Origin of the sequence: Catellatospora sp. IY07-71 (assembly GCF_018326265.1) — a bacterium.
Classification (GTDB): Bacteria; Actinomycetota; Actinomycetes; order Mycobacteriales; family Micromonosporaceae; genus Catellatospora.
In genome coordinates this window covers 7,362,569-7,385,430 of the sequence record NZ_AP023360.1, presented here as the reverse complement: position 1 = coordinate 7,385,430, position 22,862 = coordinate 7,362,569, and the positions used below count along the sequence as shown (strand labels likewise).

Here is a 22,862-nt window from a genome sequence, read left to right as displayed (position 1 = left end):
CGTCGCCGGCCCGGGGAGGCGTCCTGCGGGACGCGGGCTTCGGGCCGGCGCTTCGGGTGCGAGAATGTGCTTGATCTTCGGGGCGCTCCGTCGCGCCCCTGGTGAGGGCCGGAGGGTCAGGCCATGGCGTGCACCGCGGGGCCGCGGTGCGGAGCGATGCTCGACCCGTCGGGGAGCAGTTCGCCGGTGTCCTCGAACACGATGACGCCGTTGCAGAGCAGGCTCCAGCCCTGCTCAGGGAAGGATGCGACGACCTTCGCAGCGTCGTGGTCGATCGCGTCGGCTGAGGGGCAGACCGGTTGGTGCTGGCACAACATCGGGGTTCTCCGCGATTCGGTTAGGGGTGGTGGCGTTGGAAGCTCGGTCAGAGACTGTCCGGCGCCGGTGTGCTGTCGATCACAACAGTGACGCACGCTACCAAGTCGAACGAGCCTTTTACGAGCACGTAACGCTGGCCTTTTCGAACAATCAACCTTTCGGACGAGCGGAATGAAGCCGGTCGGTCTAGCTCCTACCCACGGGATGGCCAGGGATATTCCTGGCATTCCGGCAGGGTGTCGTGACCACGCCTGGGAACGCTCCCGGCTGGAGTGGCGGCGGGGCGACCCCGGCGACCCGTCCTCCCTGGTGGAGGCGTTCCTGGCGCACCACGGGCCGGCTGTCCGTGATCTGTCGGCCCGGACGGGTGATCCGGGGGACCACGAGGTCTGCGGCGCGGCGCTGTTCGTCTCGGCCGCGGGCGGCGCCGCCATGATCGGCGGGGCCGCCGGGGCGCCCAGCCCCGCGCCGGCCGTGCCGGACGTGGTCGTCGTGGTCTACGAACACGCCGCAACCGTACGCCCGTCAGGGCCGCCGGGTGGCGCGTTCGACCGATCTGCCGGTCCGTGGCGGCTGGGCCCGTGGCGGGCGTCCTGGACCCCTTCGCGCCATGCCGAGGCGGTCCAGGAGGTCCGGGAGGCGATCGCCCGCGGTGACGTCTACCAGGTCAACCTGGTCGGCCACGCGCGCGCGGCGTACGCCGGCGACCCGCTGCCCGCGCTGCGCCGCCTCGCCCGGCTGCCCGGAGCCCGCTACGCCGGGATCCTGCAAGGCGAGGGCTGGGCGATCGGCTGCGCCTCCCCGGAGACGCTGCTGGAGGTGCGCGACGGCCGCGCGGTGACCCGGCCCATCAAGGGCACCGCCCCGGCCACCGCGGCCGGGCGCGCGGAGCTGCTCGCCTCGCCCAAGGAGCGCGCCGAGCACATCATGATCGTCGACCTGCAGCGCAACGACCTGTCCCACGTCGCCGTCACCGGCTCGGTGCGGGTGCCGGAGCTGTTCGCGGTGCGCCGCTGGGCCGACCTGTGGCAGGCTGAATCCGACGTGACCTGCCTGGTCCGGCCCGGCACCGGCCTGGCGGAGCTGCTGCGCGCGGTATGCCCGGGGGGTTCGGTCACCGGCGCCCCGAAGCTCGCCGCGCTGCGCGAGATCGCCGCCCTGGAGCCGGTCGGCCGGGGCGTCAGCATGGGCGCGCTGGGCTGGATCGGCCCGGCCGGGATCGACCTCGGCCTGACCATCCGCACCGTGGTCGCCGACGGCGACGACGTGCACGTGTGGGCCGGCGGCGGCATCACCATCGACTCCGACCCCGCCGCCGAGGTCGCCGAGGCCGCAGCCAAGGCCGCCCCGGTCCGCGCGCTCCTGCACGGCCTGGCCTGACCCCGAGGGCCACGGGGCGGCGCGGGCCGCCCCGTGGCCGGGTCACTCCTGGAAGTCGAAGATGGCGGCGCGCAGGACGTTGCCGATGTCGTACGAGCGCTCGGAGCTGTACGTGTTGACGCCCGTCGCGGACGAGATCTTCGCCATCGCGGCGCTGTTGGACGGCTTGCCGAGGGCGATCGTGATCACCTTGACCGGCTTGTTGCCGTCGGCGTTCTTGATCTTCTCGACGAGCTGGTCGAGCTTGAGGCCCTGCAGCTGGTCGTCGTCGGCGCCGTCGGACAGCAGCACGATCATGTTGGTCGCGCCCTCGACGTAGTTCTTCTGCATGTTCTGGTACGCCGCCCACACCGTGTCGTACATGCCGGTGTTGCCGCCCGGCTCTAGGCCGTTGAGCCTGCTCTTGAGCTGGGCACGGCGCGACTTGCCGTCCACGTCGTCGGTGAGCTTGCCCAGGCCGACCACCTCGCGGTAGGCCTTGGTGCCCGACTGCTGCGACGAGAACACCCACAGGCCCATCTGCACGTCGTCGCCGAACATGTCGACGGCCTCGCGTGCGCCCGCCTTGGTCAGGTCCAGCTTCGTCTGGCCGGTGCCGCGCACCAGGCCGCCCATGGAGCCCGACACGTCGAGCACCATCAGCATGTTGGTGGGGCGGGTCAGCGCGGTCCAGGTGTCCACGGTCCGGGTGATCGACTCGGACAGCAGCACGCCGCCGGGCAGCGCGGTCAGCTTGCTCACCACGCCGTTGGCCGGGGTCAGCTTCGGGCCGGGCACCCGGTTGGAGTCGCGGTAGCCCTGCTCGCGCACGGCGTCGCGGGCCGCGTCCCCGCTGATGTAGTTCAGGAACGCCTCAGCCGCGCCGATCCGCTCCGGGCTGGTCCAGCCCGCGTTCTTCAGCACCAGGTACGGGTTGTCCGCCTCGGTGGTGGCGTTCTTCGGGTAGAGGGCGACCAGCGGCAGGTCGGGGTGCTCGGCGTTGTGCCGCACGATGTCCTGCTCCAGCGCCGGGAACGCGTTGACGGTCTTGCCCGCGCCCTTGACGTACTCGGCGAACAGCTCGTCGGTGGTGCTGGTGTAGACGGCCAGGCGCTGCTCCAGCGAGAACACGCGGCCCAGCTCGGTCGGGTCGACCTCGGTGTTGTCGTCCGCGTCGATGATCGCCGACAGCGCCAGCAGGCCCGCGGTGGAGGTGGCGGGGTTGCTCATGCCGACCTTGACCGACGAGTTCTGCGCGAGCTTGTCCAGCAGGTCCTTCCAGTCCAGCTGCGCGTCGGGCCAGCCGAACGTCTCCGCGGCGGCCTTCGGCATCGCGATGACCACGGGCGTACGCGCCACGCTGGGCAGGCGGTCGGGCAGCAGCTGGTCGGCGACGGCGCTCTTGGCGGCGGCGGCCTTGACCCAGGCGCTCGACGGCGGCACCCAGACGTCGGGCGCGGGGCCGGAGGTGGCCGGGTCCCACTCGTGGGCCAGCGCCTGCACGGTCGCGGCGGTCTCCTGCTCACCGATCTGCACCGAGGCGCAGATGCCGTCGACGGACGGGTTGGTGTCGGACCACTTGTCGGCCAGGGAGCGCAACAGCTGGGCGGTGCCGGGCGCGGCCACGACGGTGGCCTGGGCGCTGCCGCTGCACGCGTTCTTGATCAGGTATACGTACCCGATGGTCAGACCGGAACCGACCAGCACGACCGACATCGGGATGACGATCCAAGGTGCGATGCGGCGCTTCCGGCCGCCGCGCCGGTGCGATCGGACCGCGGAGCTACGGCCGTTCGGCATCGGGGCCTCCGCTTTCAGGGGTGTCGAGGGGGGCGTGATGGGGGGTGTATCGCACCACACACCGGTGGTGGACCGGCACAGTCTAGGACGCTGTCAAGCCGGGCCGAACAGCCCGGACCGACTCGTGATCATCCGATTCGCTGGGTACATCGCGAGGTCACTCTGCGCGGTCGAGCACGACGAACTCCGGCCGCGGATGGCGCAGGAAGTCGTGGTGCGAGATGTCCCAGCCGTACGCCCCCGTGCGGCCGAACAGCAGCACGTCACCGACGCGCAGCCGGTCCACCTGCTGGCCGCGGGTCAGCACGTCGCGCGGGGTGCACAGCTCGCCGACGGCGTCCACCGCGACCCCGGCCACCTCCGGCCGCGGCCACGGGTAGTCCCACCGCGCCACCGGCAGCACCGTGAACGGGTGGCTGTACCCCCACGCGGCGGGCAGCCGGAAGTGGTGGGTGCCGCCGCGCAGCACCGCGAACCAGCGCCCGTGCGTGTGCTTGAGGTCGAGCACCTCGGCGGCGTACCAGCCGGCGTCGGCGGCCGGCCACCGGCCGGGCTCCACCACCAGCTCGACCCCGTCCGGCACGGCCACCCGCAGCTCGTCCAGCGCGAACGACGCGCCGCCGGTGTAGTCGACGCCGAAGCCGCCGCCCGCGTTGACCGTACGCAGCGGCACGCCCAGCTCCCGTGAGGTGGCCGCCGACCAGCGCAGCGCCTCCGCCAGGAACGCGCTGTGCGCGGCGGCGTCCAGATTGTTGGACACCGCGTGCAGGTGCCACCCGGCCAGATCCAGCCCCGGCAGTGCCCGGGCCAGCGCCACCACCTGGGGCAGCTGCGCCTCGTCCACCCCGAACGGCGTCGGCGCGCCGGTCATCGCATGCGTGCCGGGCAGCCCGGCGTCGGCGCGGTTGACCCGCAAGGTGATCGTCGCGGTCGTCCCGGCCCGCTGCGCCAGCAGGCTGAGGCGGCGCAGCTCGTGCGGGCTCTCCACGTTCACCGTCGCGCCCAGGCGCAGGGCGTGGGCCAGCTCGCCGTCGGTCTTGGCCGGGCCGCCGAACACGATCCGGCGCGCGCCCGCCGCCTCGGCCAGGGCCAGCTCGCCGCCCGAGGCGACCTCCAGCCCGTCGCAGGCCGCCGCGGCCGCCGCGACGATCGCCGGGTGCCCGTTGGCCTTGACCGCGTAGCAGACGGTCACCCCCGGCAGCGCCGCCCGCAGCTCGGCGACCCGCGCGGCGAGCACGGCCGGGTCGTACACGTACGCGCACACCGGCGACGCCAGCCCGCGCACCGCCGACGCCACCCGCTCCGGCGTCACGCCCGCGCCGCTCATGATCGGGCGTGCAGCGGGTTCTGCACGGGGACGTAGAGGTCGCCGGTGCCCGCGAGGCGCATCCGGGTGAGGGCTTTGTGGGGCACCGTGGGGGCGGTGTAGAAGGCGTGGTCGGGGTGGCCGGCCAGGGCCTCGTCGACCACGTCGCGGACGATCTGCCAGGCGGCGGCCTCGTCGAGCGCGTGCGACTGGCCCAGCCGCAGCACCAGCTCGCCCAGGTGCGCCTGGAACGCGGTGTACGCCACCTTCGCCAGCAGCACCGCCTCCTCCTCGGTGCCGATCACCGAACCGGGCCACAGGTGCAGCGCGGCCCCCGAGGCGGCCAGGCGCGGCTGGTGTACCCGCAGCCCGGCCAGGTCCCGCAGGGCCAGCCGGTGCGGCACGCCGCCGACGAAGGTGGGCACGCAGTTCTGCAGGTGCGCCTCCAGGCCGATGCCGTGCCGGGCGGCCAGCGCCAGCACCGGCGGCAGCAGCAGCGCGGCGTACTCGCCCAGGAAACCCGCCGCCGCGGCCGACGAGGAGCCGCCCCGGGTGCGCGCATACCGGTCGACCAGGCCCGCGAGCAGCGTACGGCCGGTCACCGGGTCGGTCGCGGCCAGCGCGCTGGCCGGATACGGCTGCTCGCCGGGGGCCAGCCGCCCGCCCAGGCCGTCGCGGGCGATGGTGCTCAGCTGGCGGCCGTCCTCCAGCAGCCCGGCGACGCCCATCGGCTCGGCCATCAGCAGCACCCGGTCGCCGCCCGGCACCCGCTCCAGCAGCTGTGACAGGACCCTGCTCAGCTCCGGGCCGTTGCGGGTGGACGCGATGGAGATGCTGCGCCGGGTCGAGGTGACCTGGATGTCCAGCGACAGCTTGAGATAGGTCGCGCCCGCGGGCAGCACGGTGCGCAGCGCGGCGGTGGGCCGGGCGGGCAGCACCTGGTCGAGCACGCGCAGCGTGCCGTCGGCGAACAGTTCCGGATGGCGGCCGGTCAGGTGGCGCAGCTGCCAGATGTGCACGGGCAGCAGCCGCCGCCCGCCGGGCACGGCCACCCCGAGCCGCTCGGACAGGTCGTCGCCGAGGGCCAGCTCCGGCCGCACCGACAGGAACCCGATCGCCGTCGACTCGCTCTCCAGGTCGTGGGCGATCATGTCGCCGGTGCCCCAGCCGAGCCGGGTGCGGCCGCACGGGTGCAGGTTGTGCCCCTCGACCGCGAGCTGCTCCAGCCGCACCGTGCGCTCGTCGGGCGGGGTTCCGTCGAGCAGTGCCGGCAGGTCGGCGACCCCGTTGGCGGCCGCGGCGGCCCGATGTCCCGGGTCCTGCGCGGACCGGCGGGCGTACGCGAGCGCGAGCCCGTGCACCGCGCTGTCCAGCTCCGCGCGCAGCCCCTCGTGGGACACCAGGTCGACCGGGTCGGCGTCGACCGGGTCGAGCAGCACCCGGTCGAACGCGTGGCGCCGCCCCCGGAAACGGGCGCGCGCGTCGCCGAGGTCCTCCCGCCACAGCGCCTCGGCCAGCCGGGTCGCCACCGTGACCCGGGCCCGCGGCAGCGCGGCGGCATACCCGTCGAGCAGGTGCGGGGCGAGTTCGGCCAGTTCCGCGCCGATCGGGTCGGTGAGCGGGCGCATCAGGCGGCCAGCGGGTTCGGCAGGGACGCCCACACGTCGGTGAGCGGGTCGGCGGCCAGGCGCATCGCCGTGGTGGCCTTCAGCGGCAGCGGTTCGCCGAGCACGGCGTGCGCGTCGGCCACGGCGTGCGGCGGCAGGCTGTCGTACACCACCTCGACCCGCTCGCGGACCAGGCGCCACAGCAGCTCGGGGACGACGCCGTACTCCCATGCCAGCACCGCGATCGGCTCGCCGAGCGCGACGGCGAAACCCGAGGCCAGCACCTTGGCGCGCAGCTCGGCCGGGTCGTCACTGGCCAGGTCGCCGTGCAGGGCCGGGACGTCGGCGCCATGGCGGCGCAGCCGCTGCGGGCTCAGCCGCACCCCGCCTACGTCGCGATAGGACAGGCCGGTGGGACGGCCGTGGCTGAGGGTGACCAGCAGGTTCTGGCCGTGGGCCTCCAGGGCGGCGCCCCGGTGCAGCAGGGTGAGCAGCACCGGCACGATCAGCGCGGCCAGGTCGGCGAGGAAGCCCGCCGGATGCCCGCCGTAGCCGAGGGTCACCGCCTCGCGGATCAGCGGCCGCCCGTCGGCGGGGGAGGGCGCGGCCAGCGCGGCGATCGGCAGGACCACCTCGTTCGGGCCGGGCCGGGGCGCGCGCCGGGCCACCACGGCCAGGCTGCGCAGCGGGGTGCCGTCCTCGCCGAGCACGGCCCCGGCCGCCAGCTCCGGCCACACCTGCAGGCCGAGGTCGGCCGACAGCGTGGTCAGCAGGCGGGACACGACCGGCCCGTTGCGCACGGCGGCGGGGGAGACGATGCGCACGGCGCTGGTCATCTGCACGTCGACGGCGGTCTTGTAGTGCCGGGTGGGGTCGCCCACCGCGGCGAGCGTGCGCAGCGACATCAGCGGCCGGGCGGCGATCTTCTCGCCGGTGGGCTTCAGGAACGGGTACGCCGACAGGACGTGCTCACGCTGCCACGGGTGCACCGGCAGCCGGGGCGCGAGCCCCGCACCCGTGGTCAGCCAGCGCTTGGGCGGCACGGCGTACACCTCCAGCGTCACCGTGGGGCGGTGCTCGGGGGCGTACGCCAGCATCTCGGCCTCGCTCATGCCGATCCGGGTGCGGCAGCAGGGGTGCAGCGGATGACCGTCCACGACGGACTGCTCCAGCAGCGCGAGCCCGTCGGCCCGCCCCGCCAGCACCTCCAGCGCCGGTCCGCCGCCCTGCGGCCCCGGCTGCCCGGCGCGGGCCAGCGCCAGCCCGGCCAGGCTGCTCCGGATCTCCGTGGCCAGCCGCACCGCGTCACCCGGCAGCCGCACCGCCCGCAGCAGCTCCACCGGATCGTCGACCGCGACCGTGTCGGTGACCAGGCGCATCCCCTCCGGCGGCACCGCGAACGGCAGCGCCAGCGCCGTCGAACCGATGATCCGCTCGCCGCCCGGCAGAGTGACCCGGGTGTCGCCGCCGTACGCCTGCCGCTGCACACCCGGCAGCGGCTCGCGCACCAGCGCCCCCCACAGCCGGGCCAGGATCGCGGCACGCGCGCCGGCCATCGCGTCGGTCACCCTCGGCACGGTGTTGATGGTCGGCCCCCTCGTCCCGGCAGCATGGAGATCCAGTGTGGACCACGAGAGCCGCACCCGGCCAGCCACCCGCCCCTCACCCTAGCGTCCTAGGACCGCCTACCGACCGTGACGCCCTCCCGGAAAGGAAGGGCACCTTCTTATCGTTTTCCGTAGTAGAAGGTGCCCTTCTTAACTCCTCGCCGTCGGTGCGGGCAGGCGGCCGCCGCGACGCCGCGGTCGGCGCGCGCAGGCGGCCGAGCGCGATGCCCCGGTCAGCGGTGGCCGGTGCGCTGGGCGCCGATGCCGGCGATGACGACGAACGCGACGCCGAGGACCTGCAGCGGATGCGGGGTCTGGTGGAGCAGGGTCGCGCCGACACCCAGCGCGAACGCGGGCTCCAGGCACATCAGCGTGCCGAACGCGGCGACCGTCAGCCGCCGCAGGGCCAGCAGCTCCAGCGCGAACGGCAGCACCGGCAGCAGCAGCGCCAGCCACGCGGACTGGGCGAGCACGGCCCAGCTCAGTCCGGGCAGCGCCTGCGGCAGGCCGGCCACGGCAGCGGCCACCGCACTGGCGGGCATCGCGATGGCCAGCCCTTTCACGCCGCTGAAGCTGTCGCCGACGCGCTGCGTGAGCAGGATGTACCCGGCCCAGCAGACTCCGGCAAGCAGGGCGAACAGCACACCGGCGACGTTGACGCCGCCGGTCCAGGGCCGGGTCAGCGCGAGCACGCCGACCAGCGCGAGCACCGGCCAGAGCAGCCCCCACCGGCCGGTACGCCGCAGCACCGCCAGCGACAGCGGCCCGAGGAACTCCAGCGCGACGGCCGTGGCCAGCGGGATCCGCGCGATCGACTCGAAGAAGGAGACGCTCATGACCGCGCTGACCGCGCCGAGCGCGACGGCCCCGGCGAGGTCGCGGCGGGACTGGGCGCGCAGCCAGCGCAGCGACGGCCGGGCGATGACGATGAAGAACAGGGCGGCCCAGCAGCCGCGCAGCCAGGCGGTCCCGGCGGGGCCGACGTCGTCGAAAAGGCGCGTCGAGGCGGCGGCGCCGACCTGCACGGAGAGCATCGACCCGAGGATCAGCGCGACCGCCGGGGCGGTGCTCTGGCGGCGGGCGGTGCTGGTGGCGACGTCGACTGCGGTCATCACTCCATGTGACCGGATGGCGATCATGCGCGTCCACCACGGGTCTGCGGACTGACCGTCCGCGGATCGCGGATGATGGAGGCGTGGACACCAGGCTGCTGCGGGTGCTCGTGGAGCTGGCGGATCGGGGCACGCTGCGGGCGGTCGCCCAGGCCACGGGGTATGGCACCTCCGCGGTCTCGCAGCAGCTGGCGGCGCTGACCCGCGAGGTGGGTACGCCGCTGGTCGAGCGCTCCGGGCGGACGGTCCGGCTGACCCCGGCCGGGCGGCGGCTGGTGGGTCACGCCCGGCCGATCCTGGCGGCGGTGGACGCGGCCCGCTCGGCGCTGGCGCGGGGCGGGGAGCCGGGCGGCACGGTGCAGGTGGCGGCGTACGCGACGGTGCTGTCGGGCGACCTCATCCCGGTGGTGCGGGAGCTGGCGGTGTCGCATCCGGGGCTGCAGGTGATGCTGCAGGAGCGGGAGCCGCCCGAGGTGACCCGGCTGCTGGACGAGGACCGGGTCGATCTGGGCTTCGTGTACGACTACGACCTGGTCCCGCGCGAGTTCGCCGGGTACGCGGTACGCCGGCTGTGCGAGACGCCGCTGATGCTGGCCGTGCCGGCGGGCCGGGCGCTGCCGGCGGTGATCGACGAGCCGGCCCGGCTGTCGGCGCTGGCGGGGCAGTCGTGGGTGGTGAACTCGCGCGGCCCGGACGACGACGAGCTGGCCACGCGGGTGTGCGCGCTGGCGGCGTACCGGCCGATGATCGAGCATCGGGCGGACAGCCTGGATCTGGTGCTGGACCTGGTGGCGGCGGATCTGGGGGTGGCGCTGCTGGCGGCGGTGGTGGCGCCGCGGCCGGGGGTGCGGTTCGTGCCGATGCCGGGGCTGCCGGTGCGGCGGCGCATGTTCGCGATCACCAGGCCCGGCCGGCAGCACTGGCCGGCCGTGGCGCTGGTGATCGAGCGGGTGGCCGCGCATGCGGCCGGGTGGGGTCGCTCAGGCGAGCCACTGGTCGTAGGACAGGCGGGCGATCAGGGCGAGCACGACGACGAGCAGCACGATGCGTACGAAGCCTGAGCCGCGCTTGAGCGCCATGCGCGCGCCGATCTGCGCGCCGACGATGTTGCAGACGGCCATCGCGGCGCCGAGCTGCCACCAGACATGCCCGTCGATCGCGAACACGATGAGCGCGCCGAGGTTGGTGCCCGCGTTGACGATCTTGGCCATGGCGGAGCCGTGCAGGAAGTCCGCGCCGATCACCGTGGTGAAGGTGAGCACCAGGAAGGTGCCGGTGCCGGGCCCGATCATGCCGTCGTAGAGCGCGATCACGCCGCCGGCGAGGGCGACGGCCAGCGCGGCGCGGCCGGTGGTGCGCCGCTCGGGATGCGGGTAGATGCCGCTGCTGGGCCGGAACGTGACGAACAGGGCGACAGCGACCAGGATGGCCAGCACGACCGGCCGGTACACGTCCTTGTTCGGCGTCAGCGCGATGGCGAGCCAGGCGCCGAAGCCGGAGACGACGATCGCGATGAGGCCGGCCGGGCCGGCGACGCGCCAGTCGATGCGGGTGCGGCGGGCGTACGTGATCGCGGCGCTGGTGGTGCCCGCGATGGCGGTCATCTTGTTGGTGCCGAGCACGGTGGCCAGCGGCGTCTGGGGCAGGCCGATGAGCAGTGCGGGCAGCAGGAGCAGGCCACCGCCGCCGACCACGGCGTCCACCCACCCGGCGGCGGTGGCGGCGGTCAGCAGCAGCGTGAGGCTACCGGCGTCCATGGGCGGTGCTGGGGGTGGCGCAGGTGCTATTGATCATGATTTGCGGCGCTGGGTGGCGAGCCACATCCCGATCGCCCCGATGGCGATGAAGAGCAGCATGAAGCAGACGAGGGCCTTGAACACCCGGCAACCATAGCGGGCCGAACGCCGGATGCGCCCCGGGCGGTCGGCGTAGGTTTGGCGTTGGCTGGACCCCCGGGCCGGACACCGGATGGAGGTTCACGCATGTCCACGCGCAGGGTGTTGACCGGCGTCGCCGCGGCCGTGGCGGTCGCGCTCACGTTCGCGGTGGCCGCTCCCGCGGCCGCGGCCGTGGGGAAACAGACGAAACCGACGATCGTGCTGGTACACGGCGCGTTCGCGGACTCGTCGAGCTGGAACGCGGTGATCCCGCTGCTGCAGGCGCAGGGCTATCCGGTGGTCGCGGCACCCAACGCGCTGCGCGGGGTGCAGAGCGACGCCGCGGAGGTGGCCGCGCTGCTCAAGACCATCTCCGGGCCGATCGTGCTGGTCGGGCACTCCTACGGCGGCAGTGTGATCTCGAACGCGGCCGAGGGCAACCCGAACGTCAAGGCGCTGGTGTACGTGTCCGCGTTCGCGCCGGAGGTGGGGGAGAGCGCGGCGTCGCTGTCCGGCAAGTTCCCGGGCAGCACGCTCGCGCAGGCGCTGGCGCCGCCGGTGGCGCTGGCCGGTGGCGGCAGGGACCTGTACATCGACCGGGCGAAGTTCCGCGACCAGTTCGCGGCCGACGTGCCCGAGGCGCTGGCCGCGCAGATGGGAGCGGGGCAGCGGCCGATCACCGAGGCGGCGCTGAACGAGGCGTCCCCGGCGGCGGCGTGGAAGAACATCCCGTCCTGGTTCGTGTACGGCACGGCCGACAAGAACATTCCGCCGCAGGCGCTGGCGTTCATGGCCCAGCGGGCGGGCGCGAAGGAGACCGTGGCCGTGGACGGCGCGTCGCACGTGGTGATGGTGTCCCAGCCGGACCGGGTGGCCCAGGTCATCCAGAACGCGGCGGCCACCGCGACGCAGTGAGGTGTTAAGAAGGGCACCTTCTACCACGGAGAACGGTAAGAAGGTGCCCTTCCTTTCTCACTCGTCGAAGCCGAAGTCCATGTCGACGTCGAAGGCCTCTTCGGCGATCTCGCCGGCGACCATGCCGCCGACGAAGCCCGCGGCCGCACCGGCGGCTACGCCGCCCATGCCGTGCCCGCGGTGCCCGTGGCCGTGACCGCCGTGGAAGCCATGACCGCCGTGGCCGCCGTGGCCGCCGCCGTAGTGCGGGGCGTGGCGGTCCAGGGCCTGGCGGATCCAGCCGTCGACGGCCGAGGGCCAGTCGGTGCCGGCGGCGTCGGCGTGGCTGACGTGGTGGCGGCTGAACGTGTCGTGGGAGCCGAGGAAGCCGCGCTTGTCGAACTCCAGCACCACGTCCATGCCGTGCGCGCTGGTGACGAAGGTCAGCTCCAGCTGGCGCATGCGGCCCGCGTACGCCTGCGACGGGTAGAACTCGATCTCCTGGTAGAACGGCAGCGTCTGGTGCACGCCGTGGATGCGGCCGCGCTCCAGGTCGGCCCGGCTGAAGCGGAAGCCGAGCCGGGTGAACGCCTCCATGACCGCGGCCTGCACCGGCAGCGGCTCGATGCGCACCGGGTCGAGGTCGGTCTTGTCGACGGCCTTGGCCACCGACAGCTCCGTGCGCACGCCCATCGTCATGCCGTGCAGCGGGGTGCCGTAGAAGCTGGTCACCGGCGCCTCCCAGGGCACCTCGACGGTGAACGGCAGCTGGTGGCTCGCGCCCGCGGGCAGGGTGAACGAGCCGGTCAGGTGCACCCGGTGGAACTCGACGGTGGCGTCGTACTCGCTGTCGTGGCCCTCCACCTCGACCCGGGTGACCAGGCCCAGCGAGACGTACTCGATCAGGGTGTCGTGGTCGCCGCCCTTGATGTGCACGGTGCCGGACAGGGTGCCGCCGGGCTGGACGACGGGGGTGGCGAGCACGGTGTCGACCGACGGGCCGCCCACGCCGAAGGCGGCGAGCATCTTCTTGAAGACCACTGAACTACATCTCCTCTGGTGCCGGTCCTGGTGACCTGCGCTGTCACATTCCTAGCAGACCAGGTCCAGTCGGCCGCCCGGCCAGTTGCGGCGCAGCCAGCGGTCGTGGCTGGCGACGACGACCGCACCCGGCGCGCGGCCGAGGGCGTCTTCGAGTTCGTCGGCCAGGGCCGGCGACAGGTGGTTGGTGGGTTCGTCGAGCAGCAGCAGGTGCGGCGGGTCGGCGATGAGCAGCGCCAGCGCGACGCGGCGGCGCTGCCCGACGCTGAGCACCCCGACCGGCCGGTCCAGGTCGCGCGGGGCGACCAGGCCGAGTTCCACCAGGGGTATGGCCGCGCCGGTGCGCTCGTACAGGGCGCGTGGCGTGGCGGACGGGTCGGCGAACCGGTCGTCCTGGGCGAGCAGCCCGACCCGCAGCCCGCGGCGGCGGGTGACGCTGCCCGAGGCGGGGCGCAGCTGCCCGGCGAGCACCGCGAGCAGCGTCGACTTGCCCGCCCCGTTGGGTCCGGTGATCAGCAGCCGGCCGTCGGCGGGCAGGTCGAGCCGGTCCAGCCGCAGCCGTCCGGGCACATGCACGTCCCGTAGCGCCAGCGCGGTGCTGTGTTCGGCGGTGATGCCGTGCTCCGCGTTGCCCACCGTGGTGTCGCGGGAGTCGCGGGCGACGGTGCCGAGAGCCGCCGAGGTGAGCGCGGGTGCCTGGAAGTGCAGGAGCGGCGGCGGCTTGCGGATCGGGTCGCGTTCCAGCACGGCCAGGCGCTGTTCGGCGTTGCGGACGCGGCGGGACACCTGGGCCTGGACACGCGCGCCGTGCCGGTTGTAGGCCATCTTGTTGCCGTCGCGGGGCGGGCGGCCGTAGGCGACCTGCCGGGCCGTGGTGGCCGCCGAGTCCCGCAGCGCCGCGATCTCGGCCTGCTGGTCGGCGAAGGCCCGTTCCCAGCGCGCCCGCTGGTCGCGTTTGGCCTGCTGGTATGCGGTGTAGGCGCCGCCGTAGCGGACCAGGCCGCCGTGGGCGGTGTCGCCGGGGTCGAGATCGACGATGTCGGTGCAGACCTCGTCGAGGAAGACCCGGTCGTGGCTGGCGACGACGACGACGCCGGGCAGCTGCCGCAGCTGCTGTTCGACGAACGCGACGGCCTCGTCGTCGAGGTGGTTGGTGGGCTCGTCGAGCAGGAGCGCGGCGGGTCTGCGTACCAGCAGCGCGGCCAGCGCGACGCGGGAGCGCTGCCCGCCGGACAGGGTGCCCAGCGTGCGGGCGTGGTCGAGACCGGCCAGGCCGAGGCCATGCAGGACCAGTTCGGCGCGGCGTTCGGCGTCCCAGGCGTCGACCTGCTCGGCGCGGGCCAGCGTCTCGGCGTACGCGTCGAGCTGCTCCGCCCCGGTGAGGTCGGCGCTGAGCCGGTCGAGGCGGGCGAGCAGCTCGCGGCTCTCGCGCAGCGCCTCGGCGAGCACGTCGGCGATGGTGTCGCCGGGTTCGTACGGCAGCTCCTGGTGCAGCAGGCCGATGTCGTCGGGCCGTTCGATCCGGCCGCCGTCGGGGGTGTCGGCGCCGGCGAGCAGGCGCAGCAGGGTGGACTTGCCGGCGCCGTTCTCGCCGACGAGGCCGACGCGGCGGCCGGGGGCGACGGTGAGGTCGACGCCGTCGAGGACACGGCGGTCCCCGAAGAACTTGACAAGATCAACAGCAATGAGGGATCGAGCACGCATGAGCACCACCGGAAGGGTTTCGCGGAAGAGCCTGCCGGGCGTCGGAGACATCGCCCGCTACCGCGGGCGAGCATGTCTCAGCCTCAGGTCACAGGCCGGTCGGTGATGTCACAGCTCCATAGTGGGGCCAGCCTAACGACCGGCCCCACCGCACTGCCAGTGATTTACGCCCGCTCCACCAGCGGCAGGTATTCCGGGTGGTCCTGCACCCAGCGGCGCACGAACGAGCAGGCGGGGACCACGCGCACGTCGTCGGCGGCCGCGCCCGCCAGCGCCGCCGCGCACAGCATCGCGCCGATGCCGCGCCCGCGCGCCTCCGGCTCGACGCCCGTGTGGTCGAACACGATCATCCCCGGCTTGCGGTAGTAGGTCAGCACGCCGAGCAGGCGCTCGCCCTCGCGTGCCTCGTACCGGCTGCTCTCCGGGACTTCGACGACCTCGACCTCCACCATTGCCTCCCCTGCGTGTCGCTATCGCGCCGGTACAGGCGCGATCTTGTCCAGCTCGGCCAGCTCGTCGGCGGTCGGCTCCCAGCCGGCCGCGGCCGCGTTCGCGGCGACCTGCGCCGGGCTGGTCGCGCCCGCGATGACCGAGCCGCAGCCCGGCTGCGCGGCCAGCCAGCCGATCGCGACCTTGCCCAGCTCGTGGCCGCGCTCGGCGGCCCAGCCGGCCAGCGCCTCGACCGTGTCCAGCCGCTCGTCGGTGATGAAACCCGCCTGGTCCTTGGCCAGCCGGCTGTCCGACGGCGCGTCCTGGCCGCGGCGCACCTTGCCGGTCAGCAGCCCGTTGGCCAGCGGGAAGAACGGCAGCACGCCGAGCCCGAAGTGCCGGGCCGCGGGCACGACCTCGATCTCGCTGCCGCGCTCCAGCATCGACCAGTGGTTCTGCGCGCTGACGAACGGCGTCACGCCCATCGCCTGCGCCAGCCGCGCCGCGTCGGCGATCTGCCAGCCCGCGAACTGCGAGCTGCCGATGTAGCGCACCTTGCCCTCGGTGACCAGCTCGTGCAGCGCCGCCAGGGTCTCCGCCAGCGGCGTCACCGGATCGGGCGTGTGCAGCTGGTAGAGGTCGATGTGGTCGGTGCCCAGCCGGCGCAGCGACTCCTCGACCGCGCGCCGGATGTACCTGCGCCCGCCCTTGCCGCCCGCGGCCGGGCCGTAGCCCATGTCCGCGCCCTGGTGGCCGAACTTGGTGGCGAGCACCACCTGGTCACGGCGTCCTTTGAGGACCTCGCCGAGCATCGACTCCGACGCCCCGATCCCGGTGGCGCGGCCGTAGATGTCGGCGGTGTCGAAGAAGGTGATGCCCGCGTCGAGCGCGGCGTCGACGACGGCACGGGTGCCGTCCAGATCCAGCCGCCACCCGAAGTTGTTGCAGCCGAGCCCGACCGCCGACACGATCAGCCCGGACTCACCCAGTGCCCTGTAACGCATGATCGCCACCCTATCCCGCCCCGTGGGGGCGGGTCAGTGGGTGAAGCGGTCGAGGAGGTGCTGGGCGGCGCGGTCGACGGCGGTGGCGTCGGCCGGGTCGGGGACCTTGATCTGGGCGCCGGTGACGGTGTACCACTCCTCGGCGCCCTTGTACTGCACGCGCAGGCGTACCGTGCCGTCGGTCTCGACCTTCGGCTCCAGGGTCAGCTCGCCGGTGATCGTGCCGACCTCGTCCGTCATCACCCCGCCGCGCGGCGCCATCACGTCAACCGTCATGCCCCCCGCCTACCCGGCCGCACCACGCCCGGAACCCGCGGATCTAGATGAACTGTGGTCGCGGGAGCAACCACAGTTCATCTAGATCCAGAGCGCGAACGCGTGGCTGGAGAGATCACGGTACGGCGTGGATACTTCGACCGTGCCGGTAGAACATCGAGCGGACGACCACAGGATGCGAACCTTCGCCATGCTGCCGACCGCTGCCGGCGATGAGCCGGAGTTCGCGCAGTGCCTGGGTGAACTGATCGAGCTGACCGGCGCACAGCTGCCCGCGGAGTGGTCGGCGAACCGCACAAGCCGGGCGCGAGAGGCGCTGCGCCTGCTGTTCTCGACCCGCCTGGCCGAGCCCGGGTGGTTCGAGGCACTGCTGCGAGCGGCGATCCATGACCCGAACCCGAGTGGCAACCGGACGTTCGTCGAGCCGATGCTGGCCGCCTACGGCCGCCGCCGGGTACAGGGCGCGCTCATCGAGCGCCTCCAGCAGGGCAGCAGCGCTCAACGGGCCGGTGCGGCACGGGCGTGGTACTGGGCTGACGCGTTGTCCGGGCCGAACGGCGACTACACGGCTCAGCCGCTCCGGCCCGACTACGCTCCGTGCCCCGACCTGGGGATGAGCTGGCGGCAGACCGCACTGCGGGTGTTCGTCACCGACGGCGACCTCGACGTCCGCCGCAACGTCCTGCCCGGTCTGCCGCTCGCCGCAGCTGCCTACCCGGACGCGCTGCACCCGCTGGTCCACGAGGCGATCCGGATCGCACGGACCGGCCCCGACGAGTATCTGCGGCACCGCGTGGAGCATCAGGTCGGCGGGTGCGGATCAGGCGGGTGACGGCACCGTCCGTGGGGTGCCCGTCCGCGACGGCCGTCGCTGCCGGTGGGCAGGCTGGGCCTGTGGTCAGTCGGCCAGAGCGGCCAGGGCGTCGCCGGAGACGCGGTACACGGTCCAGTCGTCCATGGGGACGGCTCCGATGGAGCGGTAGAAGTCGATCGCGGGCGCGTTCCAGTTCAAAACCCACCACTGCAGACGGGTGTAGCCGCGCTCGCGGCAGATGCGGGCCAGCTCGCGCAGCAGCGCCTTGCCGTGGCCGCGGCCCCGGGCGGCGGGCCGGACGAACAGGTCCTCAAGGTAGATGCCGTGCACGCCGTGCCAGGTGGAGAAGTTGAGGAACCAGATCGCCACGCCGACCGGCTCGCCGCTGTCGTCGTCGACGGCCAGGTGCGCGAACGCGGCCGGGTGCGGCCCGAACAGCGCCGCGTGCAGCTGCTCGGCGGTGGCCTTGGCCTCCTGCGGGGCCTTCTCGTACTCGGCGAGCTCGCGGATCAGGTCGAGGATGACGGGGACGTCGGCAGGCACCGCGGGACGGATCATGGTGCGCACCATACTCGGTGGCGTCCCAGCTCACGCCGACTAGGCTGACCCGATGGGCACCGTACTCTCCGTGAATCTGGGCGCCGCGCGGCCGAGCGCGGCCGCCGATGTGGGCATGACCGCGATCGACAAGCACCCGGTGGACCGCCCGGTGCGGCTGCGCGCCCCTGGAACGCGCGCGGATGGGCTGGGCAGCGGCCTGGAGGGCGACGACATCTGCGACCGGCGCCACCACGGCGGCGACGACCAGGCGGTGTACGCGTACGCCCGCGAGGACCTCGACGGGTGGCAGGCCGAGCTGGGCCGGGACCTGTCCGGTGGCCTGTTCGGGGAGAACCTGACCACGTCCGGGATCGACGTCAACGGCGCGCTGATCGGCGAGCGCTGGCAGGTCGGCGAGCAGGCGGTGCTGGAGGTGTCCTCGCCGCGGATCCCGTGCCGGACCTTCGCCGACCAGATGCGCGAGCAGGGCTGGATCAAGACGTTCACGCAGCGTGCGCTGCCGGGGGCATACCTGCGGGTGGTGGTGCCGGGCGAGGTGCGCGAAGGCGACAGCGTGACGGTGCTGCACCGGCCCGACCACGAGGTCACGGTGGCACTGACGTTCCGGGCGCTGACGCTGGAGCCGGAGCTGCTGCCGCGGCTGCTGGCCGCCGACGCCCTCCCCGAGAAGATCAAGGACAAGGCCCGCCAGCGCGCTGCGAAGCAGCGCGGCTGACGGGTCAGGCGGCCAGGGTGCCGTCGAGGACCGTGACGGCGTGGCCGGTGAGGTCGACGCGGTCGCCGCGCAGCGCGGTGCGGACCAGGCCCGAGCGGGCCGAGGCCTGCAACCCGACCAGTTCGTCGCGGCCCAGCCGGGCCGACCACAGCGGGGCGAGCGCCGAGTGCGCGCTGCCGGTCACCGGATCCTCCGGCACGCCGACGGCCGGGCCGAAGAACCGGGACACGAAGTCGTAGCCGGCCGCCGGATCCGCCGCCGGTGCGGTGACGATGACGCCACGCGTGGCCAGCCGCGCCACCGCGCCGAGGTCGGGAGCCAGATTGCGTACGGTCTGCTCGTCGGCGACCTCGACGAGCAGGTCGGCGAGCGCCCCCGTGTCGTAGGACGCGAGGATCGGCACGCCCAGCGCCTCGGCGGTGCCGGGCAGCGGGTCGATCGGGATGACCGGGAAGACGGGGAAGTCCATGGTGATGGAGCCGTCGCCGCCGATGGCCGCGCTGAGGATGCCGCTGCGGGTGTCGAACCGGATCGTGCCGGCGGCCAGCCCGTCCTCACCGAGGGCGTGGGCGGTGGCCAGGGTCGCGTGGCCGCACAGGTTGACCTCGGTGCGCGGGGTGAACCAGCGCAGCGCCCAGTCCCGGCCGCCACGCAGGTGCGCGAACGCGGTCTCGGACAGGTTCAGCTCGGCCGCGACGCGCTGCATCCAGACCGCGTCGGGAAACGAGTCGCCCTCCAGCACGCACACCCCGGCGGGGTTGCCGCCGAAGGCCCGGTCGGTGAAGGCGTCCACGATCCTGATCCGCATGAGCAGACCATAGACCAGCGGGTACGCCCCGGACTGCAGCCAATCCGCGTCGCGTGGCCCGCGTGTGGTCACGGGCAGCGCCAGATCTCGACATCCTCGTCGGGGGCGAGCGCGCTCAGGTCGGGAGCGGGCCTGCCCCAGCGGCGGGCGAACTCCGCGACGGCCTCGGCGAAGCCTTCGGCGTCCTCCTGGACGGTGGCGTGGTCGCCGAAGACGAAGTCGACGGTCAGCTCGACGCAGTCGACGTCGGCGACGTCCACGACCAGCCGGGACAGCGTGACGTACTGGACGATGTCCCATTCGATGTCGAACGTCGACGCGTCGTGGGTGATGTGTACGCCCGCGTCGTCGACGGTGACCGCGCGGCGCGGCGGCGGGGCCGGCTCGGGGCGGGTCCCGGTGCGCAGCGGGCGGTAGTAGGAGTCGACGGCGGGCTGGCCGGTGTAGTTGGGGCCGGCCTGGTCGTCGGCTCCGGCGTACGCGAACGGCAGGTCCAGCTCGCGGGGGCCGGTGCAGGTGAGCAGCCGCCTGCGGCCGTCGTAGGCGAGCCCGGCCGCGCGCAGCAGGCGGCGCAGCGGCTGCACGGCCGGTGTCCCGTCGAGCAGCCGGATGCTGCCCAGGTCCAGGTGCGCGGCGAAGAACCCGTCCGGCGCCGGCCAGGTCAGCACCCGGGCGAGCGTGCCGAGCTTGTCGCCGACGTAGTGCAGCCCGTGCACGCACGTGATCAGGTCGAAGGCCCGGTCGGGCTGCCACTCGCCGAGGGAGGCGGTGACCAGGGTCAGGTCCGGTGCGGCCGTCGCGGCCGGGTCGAAGTGGCCGACCAGGTCCACGCCGGTCAGGGTGAGGCCGTCGAGCTGCTGCGCGGCGGCCTGGGCCAGGGCGCGGCCCTGCCCGCAGCACAGGTCCAGCCAGGACGCCGCGCCGTGCTCGGCCAGCCGCGGCCGCAGCCGGTCGAGCGGGTGGAAGCCGAGGTCACGGGCGTAGCTGTTGACGCCGTCGAGGCCGCGTTCGCGGTTCATCGCGTTGTTGGCGACCACCGAGGAACGGTGCAGTTCCGTGTCGTCGATCAGCCGCATGGCTGCAGATCATGCCACCGTCTGCCCAAGACAGCAGCCCGCCGGTGACGCGACGTCGCCGAAGGCGCCGGCACGGCTGCTCGCGGGCAGCGGGACCACGCGAGTGGTGCCTGTCCGCTACCTTGCACGCCGAGATCCACTACGGGGATGAGGCGGTCGTTTCGTGGCGGGGGACAGGTCGAAACTGAAGTCTGCGGCGTGGCTGGTCGGCGCTGCGGCCGTGGTGGCCACGCTGATCTTCCTGGTGCCGCAGTCGATCACCCGGGATCCGATGTTCCGGCTGTCGTTCATGGTCGCCTGTTTGGTCGTCCTCCCTCAATGGGCCGAAATCAAGCAGGCAGCCGCCGACCGGGCGGCCGCCGCGGGCGAGCGTCGGCATCCGGCCGTGAACCTGCCTCATCACCTGTTCCGCGAGTCGCCCTACCGTCTGGTGAACGGGTTGGCCGCGTCGTCCCTGGCCGTCTGCGCGGTACTGCGCTGGCTGGTGCCCGGTGACTGGGCGCGCGGCTGGTACGCGCTGTCGAGCCTCGTCATCCTCGGCATCATGGTGAGGACGCAGGCCAGGAGCGGCGCAGCGCGGGAGGGCACTGGTGCCGCGGTGGGAACGACGGTGCGGGAACCGCTCGCGGCACAGCTCACCTGGGCGGAGGGCACCCGCTCGCGCGAGGTGACGAGCGCGGCCGAGCTGCGCGAACTGCTGTGGCAGCTACACCACGAGGCCGCCGGGCGGTCCACGTCCGCCGACCTCGTCCCGCCGGGTGTGCCACGCGCCGTCATCAGCCTCGGCGAGCCGGACAGCATGGTGCTGACGCTGCCGGAGGGTGGGCCGCCGCAGGTGGCCGTGGCCGGTCCGACCGGCGTCGCCGGCGTGACGGTCACCTACACCGATGATCGCGAGGCGGTGTTCCCGCCGGGCAGCGAGATCCCGATCGACGTCGCGATCGAGGCGCTGTGCGCGTACCTCACGGCGGGTGAGCTACCGCGCGCATCCGACGTTTGAAGCCTGCCGCAGCCCAGGGCTGTCGCTGTCCGTAGTGCTCATCGCGAGCGTCTGCTTCACTGACGGTGGGCTGCCTCCGCCGCGCTGAGGTGGTCTGCGACCGACTGGATACGGAGCCGTGATGATCGACGCCGAGGACGGAGCACCGCGCGACCTCTCCTCCCGTGCCGAGGAGATGAACCTCGTGTCGGCCGCCGGCATGGTCGTGGGCGCGGCCGCCGTCCTGCTCTACCTGCTGGTGCCGGATGCACGTGAGCTGTTCGGGCCGGCCGGGCTGGTCGGCCTGGCGCTGGCGCTGGGGCTGGGCCCGCAGGCGGCCCGGTATGGCATCGGCAGGCGGCGGGGCGTGCCGCGGCGCCGGCTGAGCGAGCTGCCGGGTTACCTGTTGCGGATCTCTCCGTTCCGGTTGCTTCACCGGTGGCTGGCGGCCACGCTGGCGATCGGGGCGCTGCTCTGGCTGCTGGTGCCGGCCGACTGGGTCGAGGCATGGTTCTGCGTGGCGCTGGTCTGCGTGCTCGTGCTGTACAGCGAGCTGGGTGTCCGGCGCCGCGGGGTCGGCGACAAGGCCTGAGCCGGGCGGCCGGGCCACGCGCGACGAGGGGACCGGATGGCGGCGAGCGATACGCCGGCGGCGGGGCCGTCGCGACGCGACTACTACCACGATCCGGATGCGCCGCCCGCGACCCGGATCGTGCCGGGCGGGGTGGCCGTGGTCGCCGACGAGCACGGTCGGGTCCTGCTGCAACGGCGCGCCGACTCGGGCAACTGGGCGCTGCCCGGCGGCACGATGGAGGTCGGCGAAACGCTGGAGCAGTGTGTCGTGCGCGAGGTCCGCGAGGAGACCGGCCTGGACATCGAGATCACCGGGCTCGTCGGGATCTACACCGATCCGGGGCACGTGGTCGCCTACGCCGACGGCGAGGTGCGCCAGCAGTTCAGCCTCGTCTACCGAGGCCGGATCACCGGCGGAGAGCTGCGCGGCAGCAGCGAGTCGACCGAGGTGCGCTTCGTCGACCCGGCCGAGTTCGCGCGGCTGCCGATCCACGAGTCGACCCGGCTGCGCCTGCGCCACCACCTCGACGACCGCCCGGCGCCGTATCTGGGCTGACGCCGGTCACGCGGCGGCGAGGGCCTGTGCGATGGCGAGGGTGTGCTGGTACTCGCGCCAGTGGGCGATGCGGCCGTCGCGGGTGCGCAGCACGCCGACGAACGGGGCGGCGGCGCTCGCGCCGGTGGTGGTGACGGTGCCGCCGAGCTCGTACTCGACGACGAGGACGTCGGGGTCGGCGGTGTCGTGTGCGGCGGTGATGTCGCACCGGTCGAACCGGACGGGCAGGGTCGCGCGTCCTGTCTGGGCGTACGCGATGAATGCCGCTCTGCCCTCGATGCGGGTGGGGCGGCCGGGTGCGGCAAAGGGCATCTCGACGACGAGGTCTTCGGTGAACAGGTCTTCATCCAGGCTGGACTGGGCGGCGAGGAACCACTGCCGCCGCAGCCGGTCGAACGCTTCGCGGGGCGTGGGCACCGGGCACCTCCGATAAAATGAGCGTTGGC

General features: G+C 73.5%; 24 protein-coding genes. 8 read left to right on the top strand and 16 right to left on the bottom strand.

The features are described 5' to 3' along the window. Positions 1–116 precede the first annotated feature (116 nt). Positions 117–314 carry a DUF5999 family protein gene (locus tag CS0771_RS32965; RefSeq protein WP_120321268.1) on the bottom strand — a complete coding sequence of 66 codons (198 nt, stop codon included), beginning with the start codon at positions 312–314 and terminating at the stop codon, positions 117–119. A gap of 208 nt (positions 315–522) precedes the next feature. Here CS0771_RS32965 and CS0771_RS32960 point away from each other — a divergent pair, with 208 nt between their 5' ends. Next, positions 523–1,698: a chorismate-binding protein gene (locus CS0771_RS32960; protein WP_212844644.1), complete on the top strand. Its 1,176-nt coding sequence runs from the start codon at positions 523–525 to the stop codon at positions 1,696–1,698. 42 nt (positions 1,699–1,740) lie between these two features. Here the strand turns inward: CS0771_RS32960 and CS0771_RS32955 are convergent, their stop codons facing one another. From CS0771_RS32955 to CS0771_RS32935, 5 genes are all read right to left on the bottom strand, one after another. Continuing rightward, positions 1,741–3,393, bottom strand: a complete 1,653-nt coding sequence (locus tag CS0771_RS32955) for a substrate-binding and VWA domain-containing protein (RefSeq protein WP_212844643.1) — start codon at positions 3,391–3,393, stop codon at positions 1,741–1,743. Between the two features lie 241 nt (positions 3,394–3,634). Next, entirely contained in the window at positions 3,635–4,804 is a 1,170-nt protein-coding gene (locus tag CS0771_RS32950; RefSeq protein ID WP_212844642.1) for an alanine racemase, read from the bottom strand. Then, positions 4,801–6,411 (bottom strand): IucA/IucC family protein, encoded by a 1,611-nt coding sequence (locus tag CS0771_RS32945; protein ID WP_212844641.1) that lies wholly within the window; start codon positions 6,409–6,411, stop codon positions 4,801–4,803. The genes CS0771_RS32950 and CS0771_RS32945 overlap by 4 nt, the downstream gene beginning before the upstream one ends. After that, positions 6,411–7,967 (bottom strand): IucA/IucC family siderophore biosynthesis protein, encoded by a 1,557-nt coding sequence (locus tag CS0771_RS32940; RefSeq protein ID WP_212844640.1) that lies wholly within the window; start codon positions 7,965–7,967, stop codon positions 6,411–6,413. Before CS0771_RS32940 ends, CS0771_RS32945 begins: the two co-directional genes overlap by 1 nt. A 263-nt stretch (positions 7,968–8,230) precedes the next feature. Further along, a complete protein-coding gene (locus CS0771_RS32935) occupies positions 8,231–9,109 on the bottom strand; it encodes a DMT family transporter (RefSeq protein ID WP_212844639.1) in 879 nt (292 codons plus the stop codon). A gap of 83 nt (positions 9,110–9,192) precedes the next feature. On the opposite strand from CS0771_RS32935, the gene CS0771_RS32930 reads away from it, so the two are divergent. Then, positions 9,193–10,170 (top strand): LysR family transcriptional regulator, encoded by a 978-nt coding sequence (locus CS0771_RS32930; RefSeq protein WP_212844638.1) that lies wholly within the window; start codon positions 9,193–9,195, stop codon positions 10,168–10,170. On the opposite strand, the gene CS0771_RS32925 is transcribed toward CS0771_RS32930, so the two are convergent. Further along, positions 10,090–10,866 (bottom strand): TSUP family transporter, encoded by a 777-nt coding sequence (locus CS0771_RS32925; RefSeq protein WP_212844637.1) that lies wholly within the window; start codon positions 10,864–10,866, stop codon positions 10,090–10,092. The genes CS0771_RS32930 and CS0771_RS32925 overlap by 81 nt on opposite strands. A gap of 225 nt (positions 10,867–11,091) precedes the next feature. Here CS0771_RS32925 and CS0771_RS32920 point away from each other — a divergent pair, with 225 nt between their 5' ends. After that, positions 11,092–11,901: an alpha/beta fold hydrolase gene (locus CS0771_RS32920; protein ID WP_212844636.1), complete on the top strand. Its 810-nt coding sequence runs from the start codon at positions 11,092–11,094 to the stop codon at positions 11,899–11,901. A gap of 57 nt (positions 11,902–11,958) precedes the next feature. Here the strand turns inward: CS0771_RS32920 and CS0771_RS32915 are convergent, their stop codons facing one another. The 5 genes from CS0771_RS32915 to CS0771_RS32895 all read right to left on the bottom strand — a co-directional run bounded on the left by CS0771_RS32915 (position 11,959) and on the right by CS0771_RS32895 (position 16,334). Then, positions 11,959–12,921, bottom strand: a complete 963-nt coding sequence (locus CS0771_RS32915) for a sporulation protein (RefSeq protein ID WP_212844635.1) — start codon at positions 12,919–12,921, stop codon at positions 11,959–11,961. 51 nt (positions 12,922–12,972) lie between these two features. Then, a complete protein-coding gene (locus tag CS0771_RS32910) occupies positions 12,973–14,625 on the bottom strand; it encodes an ABC-F family ATP-binding cassette domain-containing protein (RefSeq protein WP_212844634.1) in 1,653 nt (550 codons plus the stop codon). Between the two features lie 164 nt (positions 14,626–14,789). Further along, positions 14,790–15,077 carry a GNAT family N-acetyltransferase gene (locus CS0771_RS32905; RefSeq protein ID WP_212844633.1) on the bottom strand — a complete coding sequence of 96 codons (288 nt, stop codon included), beginning with the start codon at positions 15,075–15,077 and terminating at the stop codon, positions 14,790–14,792. An 18-nt stretch (positions 15,078–15,095) separates the two neighbouring features. Continuing rightward, positions 15,096–16,058 (bottom strand): aldo/keto reductase, encoded by a 963-nt coding sequence (locus CS0771_RS32900; protein WP_212844632.1) that lies wholly within the window; start codon positions 16,056–16,058, stop codon positions 15,096–15,098. Positions 16,059–16,091: 33 nt separating this feature from the next. Beyond that, on the bottom strand, positions 16,092–16,334 hold the full coding sequence (locus CS0771_RS32895; RefSeq protein WP_212844631.1) for a hypothetical protein: 243 nt from the start codon (positions 16,332–16,334) through the stop codon (positions 16,092–16,094). Positions 16,335–16,509: 175 nt separating this feature from the next. On the opposite strand from CS0771_RS32895, the gene CS0771_RS32890 reads away from it, so the two are divergent. Continuing rightward, complete coding sequence (locus CS0771_RS32890; protein ID WP_212844630.1) at positions 16,510–17,166, top strand: hypothetical protein; 657 nt, start codon at positions 16,510–16,512, stop codon at positions 17,164–17,166. Positions 17,167–17,232: 66 nt separating this feature from the next. Here CS0771_RS32890 and CS0771_RS32885 read toward each other — a convergent pair whose 3' ends face one another. Beyond that, on the bottom strand, positions 17,233–17,706 hold the full coding sequence (locus CS0771_RS32885; protein WP_212844629.1) for a GNAT family N-acetyltransferase: 474 nt from the start codon (positions 17,704–17,706) through the stop codon (positions 17,233–17,235). A 52-nt stretch (positions 17,707–17,758) separates the two neighbouring features. Here CS0771_RS32885 and CS0771_RS32880 point away from each other — a divergent pair, with 52 nt between their 5' ends. Beyond that, entirely contained in the window at positions 17,759–18,424 is a 666-nt protein-coding gene (locus tag CS0771_RS32880) for an MOSC domain-containing protein (protein WP_212844628.1), read from the top strand. Between the two features lie 4 nt (positions 18,425–18,428). Here the strand turns inward: CS0771_RS32880 and CS0771_RS32875 are convergent, their stop codons facing one another. Beyond that, entirely contained in the window at positions 18,429–19,232 is an 804-nt protein-coding gene (locus tag CS0771_RS32875; RefSeq protein WP_212844627.1) for a PhzF family phenazine biosynthesis protein, read from the bottom strand. Positions 19,233–19,300: 68 nt separating this feature from the next. Next, positions 19,301–20,308, bottom strand: coding sequence for a trans-aconitate 2-methyltransferase (locus CS0771_RS32870; protein WP_212844626.1), 1,008 nt, complete (start codon positions 20,306–20,308; stop codon positions 19,301–19,303). A gap of 220 nt (positions 20,309–20,528) precedes the next feature. On the opposite strand from CS0771_RS32870, the gene CS0771_RS32865 reads away from it, so the two are divergent. The 3 genes from CS0771_RS32865 (at position 20,529) to CS0771_RS32855 (ending at position 22,416) form a co-directional block, all read left to right on the top strand. Further along, entirely contained in the window at positions 20,529–21,308 is a 780-nt protein-coding gene (locus CS0771_RS32865; RefSeq protein WP_212844625.1) for an Imm1 family immunity protein, read from the top strand. Between the two features lie 121 nt (positions 21,309–21,429). Further along, a complete protein-coding gene (locus CS0771_RS32860; RefSeq protein ID WP_212844624.1) occupies positions 21,430–21,879 on the top strand; it encodes a hypothetical protein in 450 nt (149 codons plus the stop codon). Positions 21,880–21,915: 36 nt separating this feature from the next. After that, positions 21,916–22,416 (top strand): NUDIX domain-containing protein, encoded by a 501-nt coding sequence (locus CS0771_RS32855; protein WP_212844623.1) that lies wholly within the window; start codon positions 21,916–21,918, stop codon positions 22,414–22,416. A 6-nt stretch (positions 22,417–22,422) separates the two neighbouring features. Here CS0771_RS32855 and CS0771_RS32850 read toward each other — a convergent pair whose 3' ends face one another. Further along, positions 22,423–22,833 carry a nuclear transport factor 2 family protein gene (locus CS0771_RS32850; protein WP_212844622.1) on the bottom strand — a complete coding sequence of 137 codons (411 nt, stop codon included), beginning with the start codon at positions 22,831–22,833 and terminating at the stop codon, positions 22,423–22,425. Positions 22,834–22,862: the final 29 nt, after the last annotated feature.